26 protein-coding genes are annotated in these 25,084 nt (G+C 42.6%); 24 read left to right on the top strand and 2 right to left on the bottom strand.

Annotated elements, in window-relative coordinates; translation table 11 throughout:
* Window positions 1-5: 5 nt before the first annotated feature.
* The 11 genes from MPH60_RS11410 (at window position 6) to MPH60_RS11360 (ending at window position 10,229) form a co-directional block, all read left to right on the top strand.
* Window positions 6-1,118 carry a cobalt-precorrin-5B (C(1))-methyltransferase gene (locus MPH60_RS11410; protein ID WP_241588792.1) on the top strand — a complete coding sequence of 371 codons (1,113 nt, stop codon included), beginning with the start codon at window positions 6-8 and terminating at the stop codon, window positions 1,116-1,118.
* A complete protein-coding gene (gene cbiE / locus MPH60_RS11405) occupies window positions 1,102-2,316 on the top strand; it encodes a precorrin-6y C5,15-methyltransferase (decarboxylating) subunit CbiE (RefSeq protein WP_241588791.1) in 1,215 nt (404 codons plus the stop codon). The genes MPH60_RS11410 and cbiE overlap by 17 nt, the downstream gene beginning before the upstream one ends.
* A complete protein-coding gene (gene cobI / locus MPH60_RS11400) occupies window positions 2,309-3,016 on the top strand; it encodes a precorrin-2 C(20)-methyltransferase (RefSeq protein WP_098371853.1) in 708 nt (235 codons plus the stop codon). The genes cbiE and cobI overlap by 8 nt, the downstream gene beginning before the upstream one ends.
* Window positions 3,013-3,789, top strand: a complete 777-nt coding sequence (gene cobM / locus MPH60_RS11395) for a precorrin-4 C(11)-methyltransferase (protein ID WP_241588790.1) — start codon at window positions 3,013-3,015, stop codon at window positions 3,787-3,789. Before cobI ends, cobM begins: the two co-directional genes overlap by 4 nt.
* A complete protein-coding gene (locus MPH60_RS11390; protein WP_241588789.1) occupies window positions 3,786-4,910 on the top strand; it encodes a cobalt-precorrin 5A hydrolase in 1,125 nt (374 codons plus the stop codon). Before cobM ends, MPH60_RS11390 begins: the two co-directional genes overlap by 4 nt.
* Window positions 4,911-4,926: 16 nt before the next feature.
* A complete protein-coding gene (locus MPH60_RS11385; RefSeq protein WP_241588788.1) occupies window positions 4,927-6,318 on the top strand; it encodes a cobyrinate a,c-diamide synthase in 1,392 nt (463 codons plus the stop codon).
* 39 nt (window positions 6,319-6,357) lie between these two features.
* The gene (gene cobA, locus MPH60_RS11380) at window positions 6,358-7,167 is read left to right on the top strand and encodes a uroporphyrinogen-III C-methyltransferase (RefSeq protein ID WP_241588787.1); all 810 of its coding nucleotides are present in this window, start codon (window positions 6,358-6,360) and stop codon (window positions 7,165-7,167) included.
* Complete coding sequence (locus tag MPH60_RS11375) at window positions 7,146-7,709, top strand: nitroreductase family protein (RefSeq protein WP_241588786.1); 564 nt, start codon at window positions 7,146-7,148, stop codon at window positions 7,707-7,709. Before cobA ends, MPH60_RS11375 begins: the two co-directional genes overlap by 22 nt.
* Window positions 7,710-7,723: 14 nt before the next feature.
* On the top strand, window positions 7,724-8,260 hold the full coding sequence (locus tag MPH60_RS11370; RefSeq protein ID WP_241588785.1) for a cob(I)yrinic acid a,c-diamide adenosyltransferase: 537 nt from the start codon (window positions 7,724-7,726) through the stop codon (window positions 8,258-8,260).
* 12 nt (window positions 8,261-8,272) lie between these two features.
* Window positions 8,273-9,790, top strand: coding sequence for a cobyric acid synthase (locus MPH60_RS11365; protein ID WP_241588784.1), 1,518 nt, complete (start codon window positions 8,273-8,275; stop codon window positions 9,788-9,790).
* 166 nt (window positions 9,791-9,956) lie between these two features.
* Window positions 9,957-10,229 carry an HU family DNA-binding protein gene (locus tag MPH60_RS11360; RefSeq protein ID WP_063233522.1) on the top strand — a complete coding sequence of 91 codons (273 nt, stop codon included), beginning with the start codon at window positions 9,957-9,959 and terminating at the stop codon, window positions 10,227-10,229.
* 521 nt (window positions 10,230-10,750) lie between these two features.
* Here the strand turns inward: MPH60_RS11360 and MPH60_RS11355 are convergent.
* Window positions 10,751-11,479 (bottom strand): serine/threonine protein kinase, encoded by a 729-nt coding sequence (locus MPH60_RS11355; RefSeq protein WP_336275364.1) that lies wholly within the window; start codon window positions 11,477-11,479, stop codon window positions 10,751-10,753.
* A 782-nt stretch (window positions 11,480-12,261) separates the two neighbouring features.
* Here MPH60_RS11355 and MPH60_RS11350 point away from each other — a divergent pair.
* From MPH60_RS11350 to MPH60_RS11300, 11 genes are read left to right on the top strand one after another with little or no spacing between them, the layout of a single operon-like run.
* A complete protein-coding gene (locus MPH60_RS11350; protein ID WP_241588782.1) occupies window positions 12,262-13,743 on the top strand; it encodes a 4-hydroxyphenylacetate 3-hydroxylase family protein in 1,482 nt (493 codons plus the stop codon).
* Window positions 13,744-13,776: 33 nt separating this feature from the next.
* Entirely contained in the window at window positions 13,777-14,526 is a 750-nt protein-coding gene (locus tag MPH60_RS11345) for an IclR family transcriptional regulator (protein WP_241588781.1), read from the top strand.
* Between the two features lie 37 nt (window positions 14,527-14,563).
* Window positions 14,564-15,124 (top strand): 3-hydroxyanthranilate 3,4-dioxygenase, encoded by a 561-nt coding sequence (locus MPH60_RS11340; RefSeq protein WP_241588780.1) that lies wholly within the window; start codon window positions 14,564-14,566, stop codon window positions 15,122-15,124.
* A complete protein-coding gene (locus tag MPH60_RS11335) occupies window positions 15,115-16,134 on the top strand; it encodes an amidohydrolase family protein (RefSeq protein ID WP_241588779.1) in 1,020 nt (339 codons plus the stop codon). The genes MPH60_RS11340 and MPH60_RS11335 overlap by 10 nt, the downstream gene beginning before the upstream one ends.
* Window positions 16,118-16,579, top strand: a complete 462-nt coding sequence (locus MPH60_RS11330) for a RidA family protein (RefSeq protein ID WP_241588778.1) — start codon at window positions 16,118-16,120, stop codon at window positions 16,577-16,579. Before MPH60_RS11335 ends, MPH60_RS11330 begins: the two co-directional genes overlap by 17 nt.
* A gap of 47 nt (window positions 16,580-16,626) precedes the next feature.
* The gene (locus MPH60_RS11325) at window positions 16,627-18,102 is read left to right on the top strand and encodes an aldehyde dehydrogenase (RefSeq protein WP_241588777.1); all 1,476 of its coding nucleotides are present in this window, start codon (window positions 16,627-16,629) and stop codon (window positions 18,100-18,102) included.
* Between the two features lie 18 nt (window positions 18,103-18,120).
* On the top strand, window positions 18,121-18,903 hold the full coding sequence (locus tag MPH60_RS11320) for a 2-keto-4-pentenoate hydratase (RefSeq protein WP_241588776.1): 783 nt from the start codon (window positions 18,121-18,123) through the stop codon (window positions 18,901-18,903).
* A gap of 16 nt (window positions 18,904-18,919) precedes the next feature.
* Window positions 18,920-19,801, top strand: a complete 882-nt coding sequence (locus MPH60_RS11315; RefSeq protein WP_241588775.1) for an acetaldehyde dehydrogenase (acetylating) — start codon at window positions 18,920-18,922, stop codon at window positions 19,799-19,801.
* A 34-nt stretch (window positions 19,802-19,835) separates the two neighbouring features.
* On the top strand, window positions 19,836-20,855 hold the full coding sequence (dmpG, locus tag MPH60_RS11310; protein ID WP_241588774.1) for a 4-hydroxy-2-oxovalerate aldolase: 1,020 nt from the start codon (window positions 19,836-19,838) through the stop codon (window positions 20,853-20,855).
* Window positions 20,852-21,625 (top strand): 2-keto-4-pentenoate hydratase, encoded by a 774-nt coding sequence (locus tag MPH60_RS11305; protein WP_241588773.1) that lies wholly within the window; start codon window positions 20,852-20,854, stop codon window positions 21,623-21,625. Before dmpG ends, MPH60_RS11305 begins: the two co-directional genes overlap by 4 nt.
* Window positions 21,626-21,650: 25 nt before the next feature.
* Complete coding sequence (locus MPH60_RS11300; RefSeq protein WP_241588772.1) at window positions 21,651-23,012, top strand: MFS transporter; 1,362 nt, start codon at window positions 21,651-21,653, stop codon at window positions 23,010-23,012.
* Between the two features lie 73 nt (window positions 23,013-23,085).
* Here MPH60_RS11300 and MPH60_RS27800 read toward each other — a convergent pair whose 3' ends face one another.
* On the bottom strand, window positions 23,086-23,220 hold the full coding sequence (locus MPH60_RS27800; protein ID WP_272492770.1) for a hypothetical protein: 135 nt from the start codon (window positions 23,218-23,220) through the stop codon (window positions 23,086-23,088).
* Between the two features lie 99 nt (window positions 23,221-23,319).
* On the opposite strand from MPH60_RS27800, the gene MPH60_RS11295 reads away from it, so the two are divergent.
* Together MPH60_RS11295 and MPH60_RS11290 are read left to right on the top strand one after the other, a co-directional pair.
* Window positions 23,320-23,748, top strand: a complete 429-nt coding sequence (locus MPH60_RS11295) for a MaoC/PaaZ C-terminal domain-containing protein (protein WP_241588771.1) — start codon at window positions 23,320-23,322, stop codon at window positions 23,746-23,748.
* A 5-nt stretch (window positions 23,749-23,753) separates the two neighbouring features.
* Complete coding sequence (locus MPH60_RS11290) at window positions 23,754-25,076, top strand: sigma-54 interaction domain-containing protein (protein ID WP_241588770.1); 1,323 nt, start codon at window positions 23,754-23,756, stop codon at window positions 25,074-25,076.
* The last annotated feature ends 8 nt before the right edge of the window (window positions 25,077-25,084 follow it).

The raw sequence follows: 25,084 nt of genomic DNA, 5'->3' as shown, positions 1-25,084 counted from the left end.
AAAACATGGAAAAGAAAGTGAAAAAAGACCCCTCACAAATGCGTCATGGATATACGACGGGAGCATGTTCGACAGCCGTGACCAAAGCGGCATTGACCGCTTTGATCACGGGGGATGCACTAGAGGAGGCAACCATTTCCTTGCCAATCGGCCGAGATGCCACTTTCACTATTGAGAAATATGAAATATCGGAAAATGCGGTAAGTGCAGAAACGATTAAAGATGCCGGAGATGATCCCGATGCCACACATCTGGCCCATATCATCTCTACTGTCAGCTGGTCGGATGCACCGGGGATTATTTTGGATGGAGGGACCGGAGTTGGTCGTGTAACCAAACCCGGTCTTCCCGTTCCAGTTGGAGAAGCGGCGATTAATCCTGTACCGCGCAAAATGATTTTAACCACTGTGCAACAAACATTGGAAGAATTCAAGATCAATAGAGGAGTGAAAGTCGTCATCTCCGTGCCCGCAGGAGAAGAAATGGCGAAAAAAACATTAAATGGCCGCTTGGGGATTGTAGGAGGCATTTCCATTTTGGGAACAAGGGGCACTGTCGTCCCTTTTTCCAGTTCAGCCTATATGGCAAGTATCGTCCAGGCTATAAGTGTCGCCAAAGCGAGTGGGTGTGAGCATCTTGTCTTAACGACTGGCGGGCGCAGTGAAAAGTATGCGATGGGCCTTCTCCAGGATTTACCTGAGGAAGCTTTTATAGAAATGGGTGACTTTGTGGGCTTCTCACTTAAGCAATGTAAAAGGCAGGGAATTAAAAAGGTCTCACTGGTCGGCATGATGGGCAAATTCTCCAAAGTGGCCCAAGGTGTGATGATGGTGCATTCAAAAAGTGCCCCGGTCGACTTCGGTTTTCTATCGGAAATCGCCCAAAGCGTCGGAGCTGATGATGATCTTGTTCTTGATATCAAGAATGCAAACACAGCGTCACAAGTCGGGGATATGATGTCAGCCATTAATAATTTTGACTTTTTTAATAAACTTTGTGAATCTTGCTGTCACTCTGCCATAAACCAAGTGAAGGGCGGCATTGAAATGGAAACGGCGATTTATTCGTTGAAAGGACAATTACTGGGAAGGGCTGTTGGAATTGAGTCAATCGATTAAATTAATCGGGATAGGGGATAACGGTCAGGAAAGCTTACTGCCTCAATATGCCCAATGGATAGAAGAAAGTGAAGTGCTGGTCGGAGGTGAACGGGTCTTATCCTTCTTTCCGAACTATTCTGGCAAAAAGATTGTCATAAAGGGCGGTTTGAAAAAGGTGGTGGAGCAACTGCAGGATGAAACTCGTCCAACAGTGGTTTTAGCTTCCGGTGACCCAATGTTTTATGGAATGGGAGGCTATCTTTCCAGCAAAATCAACATGGATGTTTACCCATATTTCAGTTCAATACAGCTTGCTTTTGCAAAAATGGGGGAAAGCTGGCAAGATGCCTTCCTTGTTAGCATTCATGGCCGCAGTATGAAAGGGCTGGCCCAAAGGATTGATGGGAAAGCGAAAGTTGCCTTGCTTACTGATAGTGAAAATAGCCCCAATCAACTGGCAAAATATCTCCTTTCATTCGGAATGACGGAATACCGGGCATTTGTGGCTGAAAATCTTCAAGGGGAAACCGAAGAATCTGGCTGGTATGAACTTGATGAAATGATGGAGCGGGAATTCTCCCCGCTGAATGTCGTCATTTTGAAAAGAAAATCAGAAGGGCCAAGCTGGTCATTGGGGATAGAAGATGAAGAATTTTCGCAGCGTAAGCCGGACAAAGGCCTCATAACCAAAAAGGAAATTCGGGTACTAAGCCTGCATGCGATGAAACTCCGGAAAAACAGCACAGTTTGGGATGTTGGGACGTGTACGGGCTCAATGGCAATTGAAGCGGCCAAGCTTGCATCCGAAGGTCAAATTTTCGCGATTGAAAAAAATGAGCCAGATTTAGAAAACTGTTATCAAAACCAACGTAAATTCCGTACCGATATAACGGCGATTCATGGTAAAGCCCCGCATGGATTGGAAAATTTTCCTGATCCTGATGCAATCTTCATTGGCGGGACTGGCGGCGAAATGGTAGATCTGATCAATACATGCTGTAAACGGCTTAAAGAAGGCGGAAGGATCGTTCTTAATGCTGCGACGATTGAGAATCTTTACCGGGCTAATGAGGCATTTGCGGAAGCTGGTTTTCACACCTCCATCATGCATGCGCAAATCTCCAGAAGTAAGCCAATATTGGGAATGAACAGGTTTGTACCTCTTAATCCGGTTTATATCATTACTGCACAACGAAAGGAAGACATGAATGAGTAATCTTGGTACATTATATGGCCTTGGCGTGGGCCCGGGCGATCCAGAGCTAATTACAGTAAAGGCATTTCGCGTGATTCAGGAATCTCCGGTCATTGCGTATCCCAAAAAAAGAAAAGGGAGTAAAAGCTACGCCCATCGCATTGTTGAAGTTTACATTCGTCCTGAAGAGAAGGATATGCTGGGCCTTGTTTTTCCGATGACGAAAGATCAAGCCATTTTGGATCGGGAATGGAATGGAACGGTTGAAAAGGTTTGGCAAAAATTAAATGAAGGAAAAGATGTGGCTTTCGTTACGGAAGGCGATCCGCTTTTATATAGTACGTTCATACATATGATGAAATTGATGCAGGAGTTGCACCCCGAAGTCGAAATCAAGACAGTCCCGGGCATTTCTTCCTTTAATGGATCAGCGTCAAGGCTGGGCATCGCTTTGGCTGATGGTGATGATCATGTTGCAATAGTTCCTGCAAGGGATGATTATGAAGCGATGAAGAAGGCTATCGAAGATCATGATGCCGTGGTGTTCATCAAAGTCGCAAAGGTCATCGATTTAATGATTACCGTTTTAAAAGATTTGGACTTGCTTGAAAAGGCCTCGGTCGTAACCAAAGTCACTTCCGATGAGGAAGTGATTTGGAAAGTGAGTGAATTGGAAGGACTTGAACTGGAATACTTAACATTGATGGTGGTGAGAAAATGAAGATATATATTGTAGGTGCCGGACCGGGTGACCCGGATTTGATTACTGTAAAAGGATTGAACATTCTCCAAACGGCTGATGTGATTTTATATACGGATTCATTAGTGAATGAAGAATTGATTGCAAAGGCAAAACCCGAGGCCGAGGTGCTAAAAACGGCTGGAATGCATTTAGAGGAAATTGTTGGCATCATGGTTGAGCGTGTTAAAGAAGGAAAGATGGTTGCTAGAATCCACACAGGTGATCCTGCCATGTACGGTGCAATCATGGAACAAATTGTCCTTTTGAAGAAAGAGGGTATTGGTTATGAGGTGATTCCTGGCGTAAGTTCGGTATTCGCCTCAGCAGCGGCAATAGGAGCAGAGCTGACCATCCCTGATTTAACTCAGACACTCATATTGACGAGGGCTGAAGGACGTACGCCTGTTCCTGAATTTGAGAAGCTACGTGATTTGGCAAGTCACCACTGTACGATTGCCCTCTTCTTGAGTGCGACCTTGACCAAAAAAATCGTTAAAGAACTCCAGGAAGCCGGGTGGAAGGATGATACTCCGGTAGCGGTCATTCAAAGGGCAACATGGCCGGACCAAAAAATCGTTCGTACCACGTTAGTGAACTTGGATGAAGATATGCGTCAAAATGGCATCCGCAAGCATGCGATGATTTTGGCTGGATGGGCGTTAGACCCTGACATTCATGATAAAGATGAATACCGTTCCAAATTATATGATGCGAGTTTTACCCATGGTTTCAGAAAAGGTGTTAAGCCATGATCATTGAACTGAAAGAAGCGGAACTTGCTCCCATTAAACGGTCTCATACTTATGCGGTCGTTGCGATTACAAAGCATGGTGTTGAGCTGGCACGAAAATTACATACCGTTTTTTCGAATTCCGATCTATATTACATGAGCAAGTTTGAAAAAGGGGACGAAGAGCATAAACAGATCCAGCTTTTTTCGGGCAGTGTCCGTATGCTATTGCCAGCTTTATTCAAGGAATATAAGGGAATCATTTTAATTATTTCACTCGGGGCAGTCGTGAGGATGATTGCACCAATTTTGAAGGATAAGAAAACGGATCCAGGTGTCGTAGTCATTGATGATAAAGGGGAAAATGTTATCAGTGTACTGTCAGGGCATCTGGGAGGGGCAAATGAACTGACTAAGGAAGTTGCTGCAGCCCTTGATGCAAGAGCTATAATCACCACGGCTTCGGATGTACAAAAAACGATTCCTGTCGACTTATTTGGCCAGCGCTTCGGCTGGATTTGGGATTCCGCAGAAAAATTGACGCCAGTAAGTGCGTCCGTTGTAAATGAAGAGCATGTTGCCGTTGTACAGGAATCAGGTGAACGGAACTGGTGGTCTTATGAAACCGCATTACCTGAACGAATTATCGTGTACCCATCCATTGAAGAAGCGCTTCAAGCAAAGCCGCAAGCAGCTCTGGTCGTGACTCACCGCATGCTTAAGCTGTCGGAAAAGAGGATCCTGGAAAATGGAATCGTATATCGTCCAAAGGTCATTGCTCTTGGTATCGGGTGCAATAGGGGAACGGCGGCTGCTGAAATTGAGCAGGTGATTGCAGAAACACTAGCCGATTTATCATTTTCATTAAAAAGCGTTAAGGCGATCTGTACAATTTCTTTAAAGAAAGACGAACTTGGCTTGATTGAAGTAGTTGAAAAATATGGCTGGGAATTCGTGCATTATGAACCCGAAGAGCTTAATCAAGCCAAAATCGAAGCGCCATCGGATACAGTATTTAAATACACGGGTGCATATGGTGTGAGTGAACCGGCTGTGAGGATTTATACAAAAGCCGAACAATTGGAGCTAGTTAAGAAAAAATCGGGGAACGTAACCATATCAGTTGGGATCATTCCTTTTTAAGGAGGGAGAAACAAATATGAACGATAGAAGACTGGTAATTGCGGGTACCGGAAGCGGTGTCGGCAAAACGACATTGACCATCGGAATCATGGCAGCCCTCCAGAAGAAAGGCTATACCGTTCAAGGGTTCAAATGTGGTCCTGACTATATTGATCCTACTTATCATACTGCAGTTACAGGACGGGTTTCACGCAATCTGGACAGTTGGATGTTTGAACATGACACTGTTCGAGAAATTCTTAACAAAGCAGGTGCCGGAGCTGATATATCGATCATCGAAGGAGTCATGGGCTTCTTCGATGGCAAAAGTCCATTAGCCAATACAGGATCGACGGCTGAAATCAGCATCATCACGCAAAGCCCTGTCCTGTTAGTAGTCAACTGTGCCAGCATGGCACGGAGTGCAGCTGCCATTGTAAAAGGATTTCAGGACTTTTTGACCGGACCGAACATCATTGGGGTCATTGCCAATCAAGTGGGAAGTCCAGGTCATTACAAAATTGTCAAATCAGCCATTGAGCAAGAATGCGATATACCGGTGCTCGGTTATATGAAGCGGGAAATGGATATTGATATTCCAAGCCGTCATTTAGGTTTAATTCCTGCTATTGAACGCGGGGAACTAAATCCGTTTTTTGATAAGCTTGCACAATTAGTCATGGAAACGATCGATATCGAACAGTTGTACCGTTTATCCAAGACAAGCTCCGTTACCAGTACAGACTCAAATATTTTTCAACCCAAAAATGAAAATGACGTCTGCATTGCCGTCGCAAAAGATGCAGCCTTCAATTTTTATTATCAGGAAAACCTTGAGCTGCTTGAAGCATATGGGGCAAACATCAAGTATTTTTCTCCATTAAAAGGGGATGAAGTACCATTGGATGCTGATGGTTTATATCTTGGAGGCGGTTTTCCTGAGGAATTTGCAGCTGAACTTTCCGGTAACGTGGATGCTATCTTATCCATCAGAAGCTCCATTGAAAAGGGGATGCCGACTCTTGCGGAATGTGGCGGTTTCATGTTTTTGAGCAAATCGATTGAAACAACTTCCGGAGAAACGCATCAGATGGCAGGAATGATTCCGGGCAGGATTAAAATGCAGAAAAAGCTTGCAGCACTTGGGTATCGTGAAATTAAAGGAACTCCAGGCAATTTTTTGATCAATGAAATGGAGCAGGCAAAAGGTCATGAATTCCACTACTCGACATTTGAAGCGGATGATGATCTTGCACATGCTTATGAAGCCAAAGGCAGATTCGGTTCGAAACAAGAGGGGTGTGTATTGGGCAACCTTGTTGCTGGGTATACCCACTTTCATTTTGCTTCCAATCCAACACTTGCTAAGAACTGGATCGATGCTTGCATAAAACAAAAAAACAGATCTGCCCATGAAACTATCAACTAGGAAAAAGGTATTTTTTGAAGCTTAAGAGGAGGCGCGAGCATGAAACCGGGAAAAGTTCATCTGGTCGGTGCGGGTCCCGGAGATCCGAAATTGATTACGGTATATGGACTGGAATGTATCCAAAAGGCGGATGTCATTGCATATGACAGGCTTGTCAATCCAGAACTATTAAACTATGCAAAAGAAGATGCAGAACTGGTGTATTGCGGGAAATCACCAGGGAAACATCATCTCATTCAAAATGAAATACATGAACTGTTAGTGGAAAAAGCCTTACAGGGGAAAAACGTCACCCGTCTGAAGGGTGGAGATCCATTTGTCTTTGGGCGGGGCGGTGAGGAAGCGGAAATACTGGCTGCTAAGGGGATTGAATATGATATCGTCCCAGGAATCACAGCGGGAATCGCCGCACCGGCTTATGCGGGAATCCCGGTAACCCACCGTGAACATGCCTCAAGTTATGCCATAGTGACAGGCCATGGCCGTGATTACAAAGGGCAGGATAACCTGAATTGGCAGGCATTGGCTCAAGGGATCGATACCATTGCCTTTTATATGGGAATAGGTAATATGCCGTTCATCTGTGAAAAATTGATGGAGCATGGCAGGGACGGTAAAACGCCAGTGGCCGTCATTGAATGGGGCACGACAGATAAACAAAGGACGATTACCGGTACTTTAAGTTCGATTTCCTTGAAGGCTATAACAGAAGAAATTCAAAATCCGTCAATCTTTCTAGTAGGGGATGTCGTCCAATTAAGAGAAAAAATCCAATGGTTTGAAAGAGTGATTGAATCAGAGTCCATTAAGAAAGGGAATGAGTTGGAATGTCCATCATTCAAGAATTGAAGGAGCGCCGGGCAATAAGGAATTACGAAGAAAAAGAAGTGGAAGATGAAAAAATCAGGCAGTTATTGGAAGCGGCTACCTATGCCCCTAATGACCGATTGCGTGAACCTTGGAGTTTTTATGTTATCAAGGGGGAAGCGAAGCACCGTTATGAAAGATTGGCAGAAAGGTATTTACATGAACGCTTTCCGACCAAACCAAAATTGATTGACAGTTCACTGGAAGTTGTAAACACGACACCGCTTATCATTGTCGTGACTTCTGATATTTTACCTGACGATCCAGATTCATCTGAAGACAATGTATTCGCTTCTTGTTGTGCCGTCCATTCGATGTGGCTTGCCGCAAAAGAACTTGGTCTTGGATTCGTTTGGCGCACTAGAGGAGTGGGTCTTGTCAGGGATGAACGCCTGCACGAATTTATCGGTTCACCGGAAAACAAAAAAGTGATCGGCACCATTTTTGTCGGTTACCCTAAAGGCGACCAACCGGTTCCTGCTACTAAAAGGACTTCATACATAGAAAAAACAGTTTGGCTATGAAGGTAGGTGAGTGAGTGGCACGCAGAGGATTAATGCTTATTTATACGGGAAACGGGAAGGGCAAGACGACTGCCTCATTAGGGGTGACTTTAAGGGCAATCGGCAGAGGAATGACTGTTAAATACCTTCAGTTCATTAAATCTCCAGAGCGTACTTATGGGGAAGCATTGGCTTTGAGAAAATTAGGAGTTAAAATGGAACAGTTAGGAATTGGTTTTACATGGACCAAAACACCAGAAGAACATCGCGATGCCTTATCGTTAGCTTGGGAAAAGGCGAAACTGGCACTTACTGATCCGGATATTGATTTACTTGTTTTGGATGAGTTGAACAATGCGCTAGCGATCTCCAAATTCCCGATTGAAGATGTCTTGCCATTGGCTGAAGTCATTGATGCAATTCGAAATCGTCCCGCTCATATGCATATAGTCATTACCGGCAGGGATGCCAGGCCGGAGCTTATGGAAATGGCGGATTTGGTTTCATCGATCGAGGCGACCAAGCATTATTATGACGAGGGTATCGGCGCTGTCAAAGGATTAGAGTTTTAGGGGGTGAACGTAATGAAGGCACGATCCATCATGATACAAGGGACGTCATCTGATGTAGGGAAAAGTCTGATTTGTACGGCATTTTGCCGGGTATTTTCCAATAAAGGATTACGTGTCGTCCCATTCAAATCACAAAACATGGCTTTGAATTCTTATGTAACCTTGGATGGCGGTGAAATTGGACGGGCACAGGGAGTACAAGCGGAAGCAGCAAGGATTACGGCAACGACCGATATGAATCCAATATTACTGAAACCGAAACAGGATATGGTTTCGGAAGTGATCGTGCACGGAAAGCATTTCCTTGATATGAATGCAAAAAGCTATCGGTCCCAATTTGTCCAGGAAGCCATGCCCATCATCCGTAATTCGGTGGAAAAACTTCAAGATGAATATGACATCATTGTACTCGAAGGGGCAGGAAGTCCGGCTGAAATTAACCTTAAGGACCGGGATATAGCGAATATGCGAATGGCTAAACTCACGGATGCGGCTGTCATTTTAGTGGCCGATATTGATCGTGGTGGAGTATTTGCGTCCATTATCGGGACACTTGCCCTATTGGATCAAGATGAACGAGATAGTGTAAAGGGCATCATCATCAATAAATTTCGTGGCATGCGTGAATTATTGGACGATGGCATTGAATGGTTGGAAAAGGAAACCGGGATTCCGGTTCTCGGGGTGCTGCCCTATCTAGACGTGAATATTGAAGCGGAAGATTCACTTGCCCTCTCTTCCTTACGTTTTAAAAAACCTAAAAAGGCTGAGTTTCCGATCGATGTTGCCGTCTTGAGATTTCCGCGGATCTCCAATTTTACAGATGTAGATCCTTTTTTTGATGAACCCGGAGTAGGTGTCCGCCTGGTAAGCACTGTCCATGAGTTAGGTAATCCCGATCTGCTAATTTTGCCGGGTACAAAAAACACGATGGAAGATTTAGAGTGGTTGAAACGTATGGGATTGGATCGGGCCATCAATGAATTGCGGAAACATGGAACGATGATATTTGGCATATGCGGCGGTTTTCAAATGCTAGGGACAAAACTTTTTGATCCGGACGCGGTCGAGGGTGACGGTGTGAACGCGGAAGGGCTTTCGCTTCTTCCGGCGGAAACCATTTTTCAAGCAGAAAAGAAAACGGTACAAATGGAAGGTGTCCTTTCTGCCGGGATAATGGAAGGTCAAATGAATCTTAACGGTTTCGAAATACATTTAGGCAGAACGACATTGAAGTCACAAGCAAGGCCCTTTCTTTTATTGAAGGATGGAAGAAAGGATGGAGCCATTTCCAATGATAGCATGGTAATGGGAACATATCTTCATGGGATATTCCATAATCGCTTGTTCACTAGATTACTTGTTAACCAAATTCGACGGAACAAGGGGTTGGAAGAAGTGAAGGAAAACGTCCAAAGCGACTCGGAGCGTAGGGAGGAAGCTTACAATCTCTTGGCTTCCCATTTGGAGGAAAACATTGATATGGATACCATCTATCAATGGCTGCAGCTGGAATCTGCAGAAAGTTGAAAAGGGGCATTAGTTAATGTTGATCATAGCCCTTTTAGCTTGAAAAAAGATCAATTTATAGCGATAATTCCTTTTATTTAGCCATTTTAAGTGACAGAGGCATACAAGATATGTTATGTTGTCTACTCTACATACTTTATACAAAATAAAAGGATGAGGTGTTCATATGAATAAAACAGAATTAGTGAGCAGTGTTGCAGCACAAGCTGAACTGACAAAAGACGACGCAAAAAAAGTAGTGGACGCATTGTTTGAAACAATCACGGCTACACTTGCTAAAGAAGAAAAAATCCAATTAGTTGGTTTTGGTACATTTGAAGTGCGTGACCGCGCTGCCCGTACAGGAAGAAACCCGCAAACTGGCGAAGAAATACAAATTGCAGCTAGTAAAGTACCCGCTTTTAAAGCAGGTAAGGAATTAAAAGAAGCTGTAAAATAAAAGGTGAACGAAGAAAACCCTGGCGAAGCAATATTTGCCAGGGTTTTTTGTTTATTGACTGATTTGGGAAACGGTGTGTTATATCAAAAGCACACTGAAATGGAAAAGATAAAAAATCGACTTTGTCATCTATTCGTATTTTGAAAGAGCCATTAGAAGTTTCATTAATTGATTATTTTTGTATATTTGGTCAGTCGAACGGAGGACCAACAATGAAACAAGCCGACTCCATGAAGCAGTATTGGACTGTAACACAAATGAAAAAAAATTATAGTACTTATTAATAAGGTTTATACTGTGACTATGTTAGGCTAAGTAATAACAAGTTGTAAAACCAAAATAAAAGAGGTGAAAGATATGCTGAAGAAAATAATGAAAAAAATCAAACAGCTTTCCCAAGGCAGCAGTGAGCGAAGACATGGTCATTATCGCCGAGGCAGCAGCAGTAGCAGCCGAGGCTACAAAAGGTATCCCATGAGTGGAAGTGACCGCTACAAGAGAAAAGGGCGCGGCAGTAGCAGCTAATTCAATTTCTTAGACTTCAATGCAGCCTGCAGGTCCATTGAGATTTCTTTAATATCTGAATAAGGTTCTTGGATGCTTAATAACCTTTTCAGTAAATGCACGGTTTCCTTTTCTAACGAAAGCTCTTCTGTCCAAGGAAGAGTCTTTTTACTTTTGGAGACGTACGTCGTATAAAGTACATATAGAAGTATTTCCCCCAAGTCGTAAAAATCCTGCCTTTTCAGCTGCAGCATGGATTCATTAGTAAAATCCTCTGAATTGAACATTTTAGACAAACCAAAGTCTATCAAAATGGGCTGATTGTTCTTTAGTAAAATATTTGGTATACGTAAATCTTGATGGAAAATGCCATGGTCATGTAGATAAGATACTAAACCGACCAGCTCATCCAGAAAAAATAGAGACTCTTTCTCATTGAAGATTATATGATTCAAGAAAATATGGTCTTCCAAATTATCTCCTTCTATGAAATCCATCACAAAATAAACATTTCCCTCATGTGAAAATCTCTCGTGAAATTTGGGGATGTTTTTGTGGTTTAACCTTTGTAATATGGAAATTTCATTTTCAAACTGCCTCAGCTCTTTTTTGCTGCGGCGTTTACTTTTCCGGAGCTGCTTGATCACTATATTTTCATTTATTTTCAAATCATTGCAAAGATAAATAATACCGTAGCTTCCTGTTCCGATTACAGTTTTAACATCGTAACGGTCATTCAAAACCACTCCTTTTTTTAAAGGAATATCCACGAAAAATTGGTAGAACTTTCTAAATGTCCGCAAAATTGAAACTTTCCTCACCACTTTCATCTATTCAAGTCAAAACCAAAAAAGTCCATTATTAATTAAACTGGAAATATGAATGAACATGGATATTTTAACACTGATTTTTGATAATGCGGTAATGAAAGTCTTTTTTAAGATAAGTCACCATTAAAACGACCAAATTTAAAAAAATTCCTTAAATTTCATAATATGAAATTATATGATTTTTTTAAATTATTAAGTTTACTATAATGAATTCATAATAAAAGAGTAGGAGGTGATAAGATGGATGGGCGCGAGTTGAGAAATTGCTTTGGTAAATTCCCAACCGGAGTCACGATAGTGTGCGGGATTGATGGGAAAGTTCAAAAGGGCATCGCTATGAATTCATTACCTAGGTTTCCTTGGATCCCCCCGCTCGCTTTAGTATCAATTCATAAGTAGCAAAAGCCCGCACTAGCATGAAAGATAAATCTTTTACCATTAATATTTTCCGATGAACAAGAACTGCGGGCAATGAACAGGAACATTTGAAATTGACTGGGAGAAAAAGGGGATTTCGCCAAAAATAAATGGAAGTGTTGCTTGGATGGAATGCAAACCATGTAGAGAGTTTGTGGCTGGTGATCATGTATTTTCATCGGTGAGATCCAGGATTTACATTCCAAAGATTTGGAAGCGCTTACTTTTTATCAAGAGAAAATGGGATCTGCTAAACAACTTGTAAAATAAGGGGGTTTCTTATGGGCATTAAAACCGGGGAAGAATATATTACTAGAATTAAATCAAGGAAACCGGAAGTCTGGCTTGGTGGAAGAGTTGTTGAGGATATTTATAATGAGCCAATTTTTAAACAGCCAATTCAAGAAATTGCGAAGTTGTATGACATTCAACATGACCCGGAATATCAAGGTGAAATCACTCACATTTGCAAAGAAACCGGTGAACGTGTCAACAATGCTTTTTTATTTCCAAAGACATCGGGGGACTTGCAAAAAAGAAGTAAATTATTTGAAGTGTATGCAAGGATGACATATGGACTAATGGGGAGAACACCGGACTTTTTAAATGTCGTGGTCACTTCCATGGCACATAATTCCTGGTTTCTTGATAAATACAACAAAGACTGGTCAAAGAACATCAAGGATTATTATACCTATATTCGTGACAATGATTTATTCTTGACGCATGCAATCATTAATCCTCAAAATGATCGAAGCAAGCAATCTCATGAACAAAAAGAAACATATACCCACTTAGGGACTGTCGAGGAAAGAGAAGAAGGAATACTTGTACGCGGTGCAAAAATGTTAGCAACACTGGCACCGATTACAGATGAAGTGATTATCTATTCTTTCCCAGGATTCACACCAGGCGATGAGCGTCACGCGGTTGCATTTGCATTGCCGATCGATACGCCCGGACTGCGCATAATCTGCCGGGAACCAATGCAGGACGGAACACGCTCGATGTTTGACCATCCACTGGCCTCCCGCTATGAAGAAATGGATGCCTTGCTAGTATTCAATGATGTACTTGTTCCTTGGAATCGTGTCTTCTTATACAACAATGTGGAGGCGGCAAACCGCTTGTATCCAATGACGGGAATTGCTGAACAGCCAGCTCACCAATCAGGCGTGCGTGGATATATTAAACTGGCATTTGCCGTTGAAGTAGCTTGTAAAGTGGCAGACTCTATCGGAGTTGATGGATTCCTGCATGTACAGCGTGATTTGGGTGAACTTGTTCAATCTGTCGAAGTCATCCGTTCACTGCTTCGGGTAGCGGAATATGAGTACACGATTAATGATTACGGTGAGGCCCGGCCAAATCCGGATGCATTGGAAACGATTCGCGGCTTCCTTCCGGAGATGTATCCACGTGCCATCGAAGTTATCCAGACCATTGGAGCTGGCGGGCTGTTGATGTCTCCGACAGAGGCCGACTTTGATAATCCGGAATTGCGAGTAGATATCGATAAATATTATGGAGGACGAAGCGGGGTCTCGGCTGAAGAGCGTGTACGGGTGTTTAAACTGGCCTGGGATTTATGCGGAGAAGCATTTGGACAGCGCCTCCTTCAATACGAACGCTATTACACGGGTGATCCAGTTCGGAAAAGAGCGATTTTTTATAATAAATACAAGAAAAACAAGAACTTCGCCATGGTCGAAGAAGTTCTTAACAAACCGATGCAAGAAGCCATCAATTCGGTTAGCCAGTAACTTTAATAGTTGAATAGGGAGGGGGGGGCCGTCATGATTTCGTCCGTTGAGAAGCTAATAAAGATACTTGATTTATTCACAAATGAAGAACCCTCACTTGGAAATAAGGAAATAGCTGAAAAATTGAATATGAGTCCAAGCTCATCTCATCATTTAGTGAAAACGATGTGCAAGGATGGAATGCTGATCCAAGGCAAAGATCGAAAGTACCGGCTTGGATGGAGGTTGCTTGAGTGGAGCAGTAGAGTCATGTATCAGCAGGATATTCATTATGAAGCAGGTCCAATTATAAGTAATCTTGTCCTGCAATTTAGAGGAAATTCTCACATCGGTATGTTTCACGAAGGCGAAGTCAGGTTTGTGATGAAAATGTCGTCCCCTCACGCTGAGCATATGACCACATATATAGGAGCAAGAAAACCAGCTCATTGTACGAGCGCGGGGAAAGTATTACTTGCCTTTAACCCATCCTTCATTCAGCCTACGCTGGCAAAAGGGCTATTAAAGCACTCAACTAACACGATTACTTGCATCAACCAATTGAATGAAGAGTTAAAGGACGTCCGCAAACAAGGATTTGCGATTAGTGATGATGAAAATGATTTTGGGTTATATGGCGTTGCTGCGCCCATTAAATCCTATAATGGCCAAGTTATTGCAGCACTTAACCTTGTCGGGGAAAGAAATTATATGATAGGAAAAGAAAAAGCGAGAATCATTCAGTCTGTGATACGATCGGCACAAATGATTTCAAAACAGGTTGGCTATATGTCGTTAATGTGAATTTTCTGATTATTAAAAAAATGGAGGTAGTTTAATTATGAAAGGATATGCTCAATCATCAAAATTACAGGCTAGATCATTAAATCTAATGAAAGTTATTGAAGACAATAAAAATTTATTGAAACCGCCAGTTAATAACAAAGTGCTTTGGGAAGATTCCGAATTCATTGTCATGCTTCTGGGTGGTCCGAATTATCGTCGTGATTTTCATGTAGACCCTTCAGACGAGCTATTTTATCAGATAAAAGGTTCCTGTTATGTAGAATGCATCAATCAAAACGGGGAGCGTGAAGTAGTGGAGGTAAAAGAGGGGGAAATGTTCATGCTGCCAGCTGATGTACCTCATTCTCCTCATCGTGTATCTGATACTTACGGCATTGTCATAGAGCGCAAGCGTGCTAAAGGTGAGCTAGAAGATTTTGTTTGGTTCTGCGGGAATTGTAACCATGAGATGCACAAAGTTACGATCCAATTGACGAATATTGAGGTCCAGGTGAAAGAGGGGATTGAGGCTTTCAACGGAAGTAAGGAACTTCGCACCTGTAGTGAATGCGGCCATGTCATGTCAGAAAACGTTGAGGCTTGGAAATGCGAATAGATTTTCACACACATATTCTTCCTTTGGACCTGCCGGACTTAACCGGTGAATTTGGTCAGGGACGCTGGCCAGTGCTAGAGCAGAAATGTTCTTGCGGGGCGGATATCATGGTAAGCGGAAAGCTCTTCAGGAAAGTGACTGACCAGGTATGGGACCCTGAAAAGCGCATTCAGGATATGGATGCGGAAGGAGTCGATATGCAGGTGCTCTCACCGGTGCCAGTGACATTTTCATACTGGGCGCCAATTGACCAGGCGCTTTACATGTCCCAGTTCCAGAATGATTTCATTGCTGAGACTGTGAACAGGCACCCTGACAGGTTCATCGGTCTAGGTACTGTACCGCTTCAGGATATGAAAGCAGCCATTTATGAAATGGAACGCTGTAAATTTGAACTTGGCCTGGCGGGGATCGAGATCGGTACTAACATAAATGGAGAGAATCTGGATTCACCTGTTTTATTGGAATTCTTCCAAATGGCTGAAAAATGGAATGTTCCGCTGTTTATACATCCATGGGAGACAATGGCCAAAGACAGAACGGAACGACATAATCTCATGTATACAATCGCGATGCCGAGTGAAACGGCATTGGCAGCAGCAAGCATTGCATGGAGTGGCGTCTTGGAAAAGTTCCCGGATTTGAAACTCTGTTTTGCACATGGCGGGGGGTCTTTTCCATATATTTTACCTCGGATCGATCAAGGATGGGAAGTTTGGCCGGAGTTAAGGAAAACATCAATGCCACCAAGCCATTATGCACAAAAGTTCTATTTCGATTCCCTCAACTATGATCCCCGGAATATTCAGTATTTGATTGACCGTTTCGGATATAAGAAAGTGCTGATGGGTTCCGACTATCCATTTTTATTGAGAGAGAAGCCACCAGGTCAAGTGATTGATGACACTTTAAATCTATCAGATGAAGTGAAAGCGAATCTTCTAGGGAGAAATGCATTGAGGTTTTTAAATTTGGAATCAAGAAGGGAGAAGCATGGAAAAACAGATTAAAGCACCAGAACAAGTCCTTGAAGAACTTGGAATCATGCTTGAGCCGTCAAGGGAAGCGGTCGGCAACTACGTTAGCCACGTCCGGGTGGGAAATTTGATTTTTACATCCGGACAAGGTGTTGATGAATATCACGGAAAGGTTGGCAAAGAGCTGACGGAAGAGGAAGGGTATCAGGCAGCGAGGCAGTCAATGATTAATCTTCTGCGGGTGCTGAAAGATGAGCTTGGGGAACTATCCAGAGTGAAGAAGGTAATCAAAATTCTCGGAATGGTTAATTCAGCCGAAAATTTCACAGGACAGCCCAAAGTATTGAATGGCGCATCAGACCTGCTTGTGGCCGTATTTGGAGAGAGGGGCAGACATGCCCGGTCAGCAGTGGGGATGGCCCAGCTTCCAAATAACACGGCAATTGAAATTGAAATGATTGTGGAAATACAAGATTGAGACACTCGAACTAAGCGGGTGTCTCAATAAAGGGAGAGGAATGTTTCATGCAAGCAGCAAAAGATAGTATAAATACAGCTAAATCAATAGATTGCCGGCACTTTATTAACGGCGAATTCCTGAATCCAAATCAATCCAAGACTTTTGACAATATCAATCCCGCCACGGAAGAAATACTTGGATGGGTTGCAGAAGGCGGGAAAGAGGAGGTGAATCAGGCTGTTTCTGCAGCAAGACATGCGCTCAAAGGTCCTTGGAAATCTTTTACCGATAATGAACGCTCGGCGGTTCTAAGGCGAATCGGCGATCTCATTTTGGAAAAGAAAGAAGAATTGACAATGTTGGAAACCCTTGATACAGGGAAGCCATATAGCCTTGCACTGGAAATGGACATCAAGCGTTCAGCTCACAACTTCCACTTTTTTGCGGACTATATCACTACACTTGGTAATGAATCCTTCAACCAGAATAACATTGCACTTCATTACTCTATTAGGCGGCCGGTAGGAGTGGTAGGGATGATTAATCCTTGGAATTTACCATTGTTATTGTTGACATGGAAATTGGCACCATGCCTGGCAGCCGGCAATACAGCGGTTATGAAACCAGCTGAACTGACACCGATGACAGCGACAAAGTTAATGGAGATTTGTAAGGAAGCGGGAGTTCCCGATGGCGTCGTCAATCTTGTGCATGGATATGGTGTAAATTCAGCAGGAGCTGCCCTAAGTGAACATCCGGATGTCGATGCGATAACATTCACTGGGGAAACAAAAACGGGAACGGCAATTATGAAAGCTGCCGCGCCCACGTTGAAAAAAATCTCTTTTGAGCTGGGCGGGAAAAATCCCAATATTGTGTTTGCTGACTCGAATCTTGATGAAGTAATCGAAACCACATTGAAATCAAGCTTCATGAATCAAGGTGAAGTTTGTTTATGTGGATCACGAATCTATGTTCAGCAAGGTTTATATGACGAATTCCTTGAAAAGATGGTCGCACAAACAAAAAAATTAAAAGTTGGGGACCCGTTTGATTCCGAAACGGAAGTAGGAGCTGTAATAGGAAGCGAACATTATAAAAAAGTGATGAGTTACATTGATCTGGCGAAAGAAGAAGGAGCGAAAATATTAACTGGAGGAAGAAGGGCAGGCCAGTTTGAAAAAGGATTCTTCATTGAACCGACGATCATTGCCGGAGTTACGCGTGACTCCCGGTGTGTACGGGAAGAAATTTTTGGTCCTGTGGTAACGGTCATGCCTTTCGAAACGGAAGATGAAGTACTGGAGCACGCTAATGATACTCATTACGGACTTGGGGCAACAATCTGGACCAATGATTTAAGGAGGGCGCATCGTGTCGCTTCCAAAATAGAAGCGGGCATTATCTGGGTGAATACCTGGTATTTACGTGATTTGCGCACACCTTTTGGAGGCATGAAACACAGCGGAATCGGCCGCGAAGGCGGATCGCATAGTTTCGAATTTTACAGTGAATTGTCTAATGTCACGATTAAATTATAAAGAAGGAGGGAAGCACTCATGATCGGTAGTTTAACAGAATGGTCTGACAGGTTTTTGAAAGCGGAAAAAACAGGAATAGGAATACCGGCCCCTACTAGTGAAATTCCGGGTTTTGATGTGGAGGATGCCTACCAAATTCAGCTTGAAACGATTCGAAGGAAAATCCAGTCCGGTCTGGAAGTATCAGGAAAGAAAATAGGCTTGACTTCAAAGGCTATGCAGGAGGCCCTGGGAGTGAATGAACCGGATTACGGACATTTACTTGATGTGATGGAAATAGAAAATAATGGCTGTATATCGAGTTTGCGGTTAATCCAACCAAAAGTGGAGGCAGAAGTAGCTTTTATATTAAAGAAAGATTTACATGGCCCCCATATTACGGTTGATGATGTAATCGAGGCAACCGATTATGTGGTTGCTTCAATCGAAGTGGTTGATAGCAGGGTGAAAGACTGGGAGATTAAACTTCCGGACACTGTGGCGGATAATGCATCATCGGGCTTATATATTCTGGGGAATCGCAAAATTCATTTGAGTGAAATCGACCTCCCTTCCATTCAAATGAGCCTTTATAAAAATGGCGAATTCATAAACCAAGGGACAGGTGAAGCAGTACTTGGAAATCCAGCAACGTGTGTAGCATGGCTAGCAAATAAACTGCATCGTTTTAAAGGTTCCTTGAAAGCGGGCGAAGTCATTTTATCCGGTGCATTATCAGCAGCGATCGAAGCGAAACCGGGTGACCGTTTTACTGCTGACTTTGGAGTAAAACTTGGAGCCGTCACGGTTAATTTTGAGTGAAAGGAGCACAGCGGCCTTGAAAAAACTAAAAGTAGGCATTATTGGCTCAGGTAATATCGGAACGGATTTAATGATGAAAATTCATCGGTCGGAAGTTCTGGAAATGTCGGTAATGATTGGTATCGACAAGGAATCAGAGGGTTTGAGGAAGGCAAGGATGCACGGACATCATGTCATTGAAAATGGCATGGATGGATTTTTGGAAAGGCCGGAGCTTGCAGACATTTTATTCGATGCCACATCTGCGAAGGCGCATGTTTTTCACTGCAAAGCCTTAAAAAAGATGAACAAGAAGCTTATAGACTTGACGCCTGCCGCAATCGGACCGTTTATCGTTCCTTCCGTGAATTTAAAAGAGAATTTGAATGAGATGGTCGTTAACATGATTACATGCGGCGGTCAGGCGACAATCCCCATCGTTCATGCGATCAGTCAAGTGGCCATGGTCGAATATGCCGAGATAATAGCGACAATTTCCAGCAGGAGTGCCGGTCCGGGAACCCGTGCCAATATTGATGAATTCACCCAAACGACGGCAAGGGCCTTGGAACAGGTAGGTGGAGCGAAAAAAGGAAAAGCTATCATACTGCTAAATCCGGCCGAACCGCCACTCATCATGAGGGATACCATTCATTGTCTGCTTCAATCGGATTCCTTTGATGTGGAAGAAATAACAACGTCCATAAATAAGATGGCAAAAAAAGTCTCTGAATATGTTCCAGGATATCGCCTGAAGACAGAGCCGATATTTGATGGGAAACAAATAACAGTCCTTCTTGAAGTGAAAGGGCTAGGGGATTTTCTTCCCGTATATGCTGGTAATTTGGATATAATGACGGCTTCAGCTGTAAAAGTAGGGGAAGAGATCGCTAAAAGCCAATTCGAACAATTTGTTTGAAAAAGGTAATCGGAACTATAAAGGTGGGGTTCATTTGAGTAAAGATGTATTGGTGACTGAAGTTGCATTGCGGGATGGGAGCCATGTAGTGGCACATCAATTCACCATCGATCAAGTAAAGAACATGACTGGGAAACTTAGTGCTGCAGGTGTTCCTTATATTGAAGTGTCGCATGGAGATGGACTGGGCGGTTCATCCTTACAATATGGTTTTTCAAAAGTGAATGATATTGAATTGGTGGAGGCCGCTGTTGAAGCTGCAGGCGAATCCGTTATTTCAGTACTATTAATCCCTGGTATAGGGACGATCGACCAATTAAGAGAAGCCGCTCAAGTGGGGGCGAAAATGGCGCGGATTGCAACCCATATAACGGAAGCGGACGTCTCAAAGCAACATCTGGAAGCTGCGAAACATCTTGGTATGGAAGCAATCGGGTTTTTAATGATGTCTCACATGGCATCACCGGAAAAACTTCTTGAACAAGCCATTTTAATGGAATCCTATGGAGCGGATGCTGTATATGTTGTTGATTCCGCAGGATCTTTTTTGCCTCAAGACGTGAAGACCCGAATCCGGTTATTAAGATCACAGCTGAATATCGATATTGGTTTTCATGCTCACAATAACTTATCGCTCGCTGTGGCAAATTCTCTTATGGCAATTGAAGAAGGTGCGAATAGAATCGATGGCAGTATCCGCTGTCTGGGTGCAGGTGCTGGTAATACCCAAACGGAAGTGCTTGTTGCCGTTCTGGACAGGATGGGTATCCGTACCGAAATTGACTTATATAAAATGCTTGATCTTTCTGAGGAAGTTGGAAATACAATCATGCCCAAACCCCAGGAAATAACAGACTCGAGTTTAATCATGGGTTATAGTGGCGTGTACTCCAGCTTTTTATTGCATGCAAATAAAGCGGCTGAAAAGTATGGAGTCGACGCCCGGGATATTTTGATGGAGCTTGGTCGACAAAAAGTGGTTGGTGGTCAGGAAGATACCATAATTGAAGTAGCTGAACAAATGGCGTTTCAGAAAGAAGGGACATTAAGATGAAACTAGATCAACTGGCAAAACGGGTAGCCGATTCGCAAAAAAACGGTCGTGAGATGGATAAGCTTACATTATCCAATCCTGATCTAACAGTAAATCAAGCATATGAAATTCAGAAGTTGAGCATAAATGAGACACTTACTGGTGATAACAGATTCATCGGATGGAAGATGGGCTTGACGAGCAAAGCCAAACAACAGCAAGTAGGTGTAGAGGAAGCGATCTATGGCAGGTTGACATCTGCCATGGAACTAACTAAACCAGTATTAAAAGTTGGGGAACTCATTCATCCGCGAGTGGAACCTGAATTTGCTTTTTTGTTCAAGGACGAACTGAAAGGTGCAAACATAACCGCGAAAGATGTCTGGCCGGCTGTAGAATGTGTATTTCTTGCCCTGGAAGTTATTGATAGTCGTTATAAAAATTTTTCTTTTACACTTACCGATGTAGTGGCGGACAACGCATCCTCAGCCAAAATCCTGCTAAGCAATCAAGCTTATTCTCCATATCACACGGACTGGGCTCAAGCAGAAGTTACGCTATACCAAAATGGTGAAATGCAAAAGAGGGGACTTGGAGAGGCTGTACTCGATCATCCGATTCATTCGATTGTGGAACTTGTAAAAATGATTAGCCGTGAAGGACTTTCCATTCAGGCTGGAATGATTGTTTTGGTAGGCGGAATAACAGATGCCGTTTCCATACAGACAAACGATGAAATAATGGCAGATTACGGTGAACTAGGGAAACTGACATTACATGTTATATCGTGAAATATGGAAAAGGGAGGGGAATTAATTGCGTGAAGTCAATGCTTCGGAAGTGGTAGGTAATAGTAGATTTGGCCGTTTTCATTTAATGGTCTTCATGTGGTGTTTGTTTGCAATTACTTTCGATGGATTTGATATAGCCATGTACGGAGTAGGTTTACCTTTGATGATGGAGGAATGGAACTTGACGCCAGTCGAAGCTGGCGGAATAGCAAGTTATTCATTATTCGGAATGATGGTGGGAGCCCTCATTTTTGCACCTTTGGCGGATAAAATAGGGAGAAAAAAAGTGCTGGCCATTTGTATATGTTTATTCAGTGTTTTTACATTGCTTTCAAGTTTTGCACCCAATCCTGCCTTTTTCTCGGTTATGCGATTTATAGCAGCCTTGGGAATGGGAGGATTAATGCCAAACGTCATCTCTTTAATGGCGGAATACTCACCCAAAAAGAATAAGGTGCTCATTGTAACCGCTATGTACTGCGGTTATTCCATCGGAAGCATACTTGCTTCTTTAATTGGAATGTATGTAATGGAACAAATGAGTTGGAGGGTTTTGTATTGGATAGGGGCACTGCCCTTACTGGCACTGCCATCCTTCATGAAGCAATTTCCTGAATCGCTTTCCTATTATGTTATTCGAAAACAAGGAGCAAAGCTTGCTGGAATCCTCAATCGCATTGATCCAGACGGCGACTATAAAGAGTCGGACGATTATGAGTTTGCCAAAGTCCAAGAAAGGGCAAAGGGCTTTCCAGTCAAGAAACTCTTTGAAAATAAGCGTACTCTCAGTACATTTGCGTTTTGGTTAGCTGCCTTTAATTGTTTACTAATGGTATACGGACTCAATACATGGTTACCTAAAATCATGCAGCAATCCGGATACGGCCTTTCATCCAGTTTATCTTTCAATCTTATATCGGGAATAGGACAAATTGGCGGATCTATAATTGGCGGATACCTAGTTGGAAAAATAGGCCATAGAAGAGTACTGGTATCCCTCTGTGCCATAGGTACGGTCTGTTTTGTCATATTAGGACTAACCTCAAATGCTGTAGCATTATATATTCTCATCGCTTTTGGAGGAGCATGTACAGTCGGCACAATGAATTTAGCCAATACGTATATATCCGAGTATTATCCTCGGGAGATAAGGACCACCGGGATAGGCTGGGCCTTGGCTTTTGGCAGAATTGGAGCCATTGTTGCCCCAACATTAATAGGATTATTGTTGGCTGCAAACTATTCACCACAAAATGCATTCATGGCCTTCACGGTTCCAAGCATAATGGCTGCCTTGGCGTTACTCGCTGTGAAGGAGAGGTATGGCAGCTATGATAAACTACAGGTTGAAGGAGAGATAAAACTAAAAGCAACGTCGAATGTATAATTTTGTTTTTTAGTAGATGGTCTATATGTCAGCGAACAGTCATGCAACTGTTCCTTGACATATAGGCCATTTTTTAGAGAATAAAAGAATTCACGAGTAAACCAGTTGAATTCACGAGTAAATCGGCAAAACTCACGAGTAAACCGGCAAAACTCACGAGAAAACAGCTGAATTCACGAGTAAACCGGCCAAATTCGCAGTAAAACAACAAATGAACTCCCATTTTATAGTATTTGATGGGAAAGTTATGTATAGTTAGTATTATATTTAAATTGAATATTCTGATAAAAAAGTGAGGAGCGGTGTTATGAGTTTAACAATCACTGATTTGTTCATCGGCCAGGTTGCTAGTATGCATCGGACATTTAATGAATCTGATGTAAAATTATGTAATGAATTAACAAAAGACTACAGTCCGATTTATGAAGTGAATAATGAAGCATGGAAAAGTAATTTCAGCAAGCCGGTTGTACCTGGTTTGTTAACGGAAGGCCTTATCACTCAAGTGATCAGTGAAAAACTCCCTGGTAGAGCCTGTATACTTTTACAAAAGGAATTGGTCTTTTATCATCCAGTACATATAGGCGATATGATTTCAGCCGAACTGGAGGTCATTGATATTAATTTGAATAGAAATTGGGTTACGCTAAAGGTGACTTGCTTTAATCAGGCAGGAATTGAAGTCATTAAGGGTCAAGTTGTGATCTTTGTTTTAAGTAATCAAGGTATTGGGTGATGTGAATGGAAAATGTTAAAAACGTAATAAGGAATTGGGGATCGATTGAAGTTGATGAAAATGGAAGAATTATAGGCGCCACTGCTGATTTTTATGAATATTTCATGATCATGCCGACTGATTTGATAGGAAAGTCCATTACGAGAGTCATTCACACTTCTTCCAACTTTTCTTTGAAAGGACTTGCTCACAAACATGTGTTTTCTGGTGTGATCAGCGGACACTCTTGTTTTATAAGGGTATTTCGACGAGAAGCTGACACCCTTTATACCATAATCATCCGGCAAGACGAACTGGAATACAGTGACTTGGTGTATTTTGCTAACGCTTTGGATAAGAATAAGGCCAAGAATAATTCCGTGGTTCAAAGTCGATATAGCTTTGAAGAGATTGTTGGAAAGAGTAAGGAGATAGAGAGGGTTAAAGAGCTGGCCGCCAGAATAGCTACTAGTAGTTCAACCGTACTGCTTACGGGGGAAACGGGAACGGGAAAGGAACTTTTTGCCCAAGCGATCCATAGTTTGAGTACAAGAAAAGCACAGCCCTTCGTACCGGTAAATTGTGCCGCGATTCCAGATGAATTATTTGAATCGGAGATTTTTGGTTATGAAGCAGGCGCATTTAGCGGGGCGAAAAAAGAAGGTAAGCCTGGAAAAATAGAATTAGCCCAAAATGGTACGTTGTTTTTAGATGAGATTTCTGAATTGCCTTATCAGGCTCAAGGTAAGCTATTACGAGTTTTACAGGAAAGGGAAGTGGAAAGACTAGGAGGGACGGGGACTAAAAATGTTGATATACGTATTATTGCGGCGACGAACAGGGATTTAAGAACCCTTATTCATGAAGGGAAATTCCGCCAGGATTTATATTATCGACTTTATGTTTTTGAATTAAAAATTCCTTCTTTAAGGGAGCGGCACGAAGATATTCTTCCTCTGGCATATCATTTCGTCGATTATTTCAATAACAAATTAGGGTCCAATGTGAAAGAAATCGATCCTAAACTCCAAGATTGGCTTATCCAATATGATTGGCCTGGTAACATCCGTGAAATCAAAGCGTTAATCGAACGCGGAATGAATATCGTAGATGGTGGGACTCTAACTCTGGATTCTATATATTTTACACCTAATATCTTATTGGAGGTTCCATCAGCTATGGATAATTCTATGTCCGGCACGTTGGATGAAGTTGTAGGTAATGCTGAAAAATCAGCCATTCAGCGCGCATTAAAAGATTCGGAAGGGGATCGTTCTTTAGCAGCTCAAAAGCTGAAAATTCATGTTGCTAGTTTATATAGGAAAATTGCCAAATACAAATTGAAATAGTAGTAGCA

The organism is Peribacillus sp. Aquil_B1 (genome assembly GCF_022603275.1).
Taxonomy (GTDB): domain Bacteria; phylum Bacillota; class Bacilli; order Bacillales; family DSM-1321; genus Peribacillus.
Note: the sequence above shows the minus strand (reverse complement) of the source record. Positions and strands in the feature narration are given on the sequence as shown.

Coding starts and splice junctions, on each gene's coding strand:
- MPH60_RS11410 (WP_241588792.1), top strand. CDS start 6: ATGGAAAAGAAAGTGAAAAAAGACCCCTCACAAATGCGTCATGGATAT.
- cobI (WP_098371853.1), top strand. CDS start 2,309: ATGAGTAATCTTGGTACATTATATGGCCTTGGCGTGGGCCCGGGCGAT.
- cobM (WP_241588790.1), top strand. CDS start 3,013: ATGAAGATATATATTGTAGGTGCCGGACCGGGTGACCCGGATTTGATT.
- MPH60_RS11390 (WP_241588789.1), top strand. CDS start 3,786: ATGATCATTGAACTGAAAGAAGCGGAACTTGCTCCCATTAAACGGTCT.
- MPH60_RS11385 (WP_241588788.1), top strand. CDS start 4,927: ATGAACGATAGAAGACTGGTAATTGCGGGTACCGGAAGCGGTGTCGGC.
- cobA (WP_241588787.1), top strand. CDS start 6,358: ATGAAACCGGGAAAAGTTCATCTGGTCGGTGCGGGTCCCGGAGATCCG.
- MPH60_RS11375 (WP_241588786.1), top strand. CDS start 7,146: ATGTCCATCATTCAAGAATTGAAGGAGCGCCGGGCAATAAGGAATTAC.
- MPH60_RS11365 (WP_241588784.1), top strand. CDS start 8,273: ATGAAGGCACGATCCATCATGATACAAGGGACGTCATCTGATGTAGGG.
- MPH60_RS11360 (WP_063233522.1), top strand. CDS start 9,957: ATGAATAAAACAGAATTAGTGAGCAGTGTTGCAGCACAAGCTGAACTG.
- MPH60_RS11350 (WP_241588782.1), top strand. CDS start 12,262: ATGGGCATTAAAACCGGGGAAGAATATATTACTAGAATTAAATCAAGG.
- MPH60_RS11345 (WP_241588781.1), top strand. CDS start 13,777: ATGATTTCGTCCGTTGAGAAGCTAATAAAGATACTTGATTTATTCACA.
- MPH60_RS11340 (WP_241588780.1), top strand. CDS start 14,564: ATGAAAGGATATGCTCAATCATCAAAATTACAGGCTAGATCATTAAAT.
- MPH60_RS11335 (WP_241588779.1), top strand. CDS start 15,115: ATGCGAATAGATTTTCACACACATATTCTTCCTTTGGACCTGCCGGAC.
- MPH60_RS11330 (WP_241588778.1), top strand. CDS start 16,118: ATGGAAAAACAGATTAAAGCACCAGAACAAGTCCTTGAAGAACTTGGA.
- MPH60_RS11325 (WP_241588777.1), top strand. CDS start 16,627: ATGCAAGCAGCAAAAGATAGTATAAATACAGCTAAATCAATAGATTGC.
- MPH60_RS11320 (WP_241588776.1), top strand. CDS start 18,121: ATGATCGGTAGTTTAACAGAATGGTCTGACAGGTTTTTGAAAGCGGAA.
- MPH60_RS11305 (WP_241588773.1), top strand. CDS start 20,852: ATGAAACTAGATCAACTGGCAAAACGGGTAGCCGATTCGCAAAAAAAC.
- MPH60_RS11295 (WP_241588771.1), top strand. CDS start 23,320: ATGAGTTTAACAATCACTGATTTGTTCATCGGCCAGGTTGCTAGTATG.
- MPH60_RS11290 (WP_241588770.1), top strand. CDS start 23,754: ATGGAAAATGTTAAAAACGTAATAAGGAATTGGGGATCGATTGAAGTT.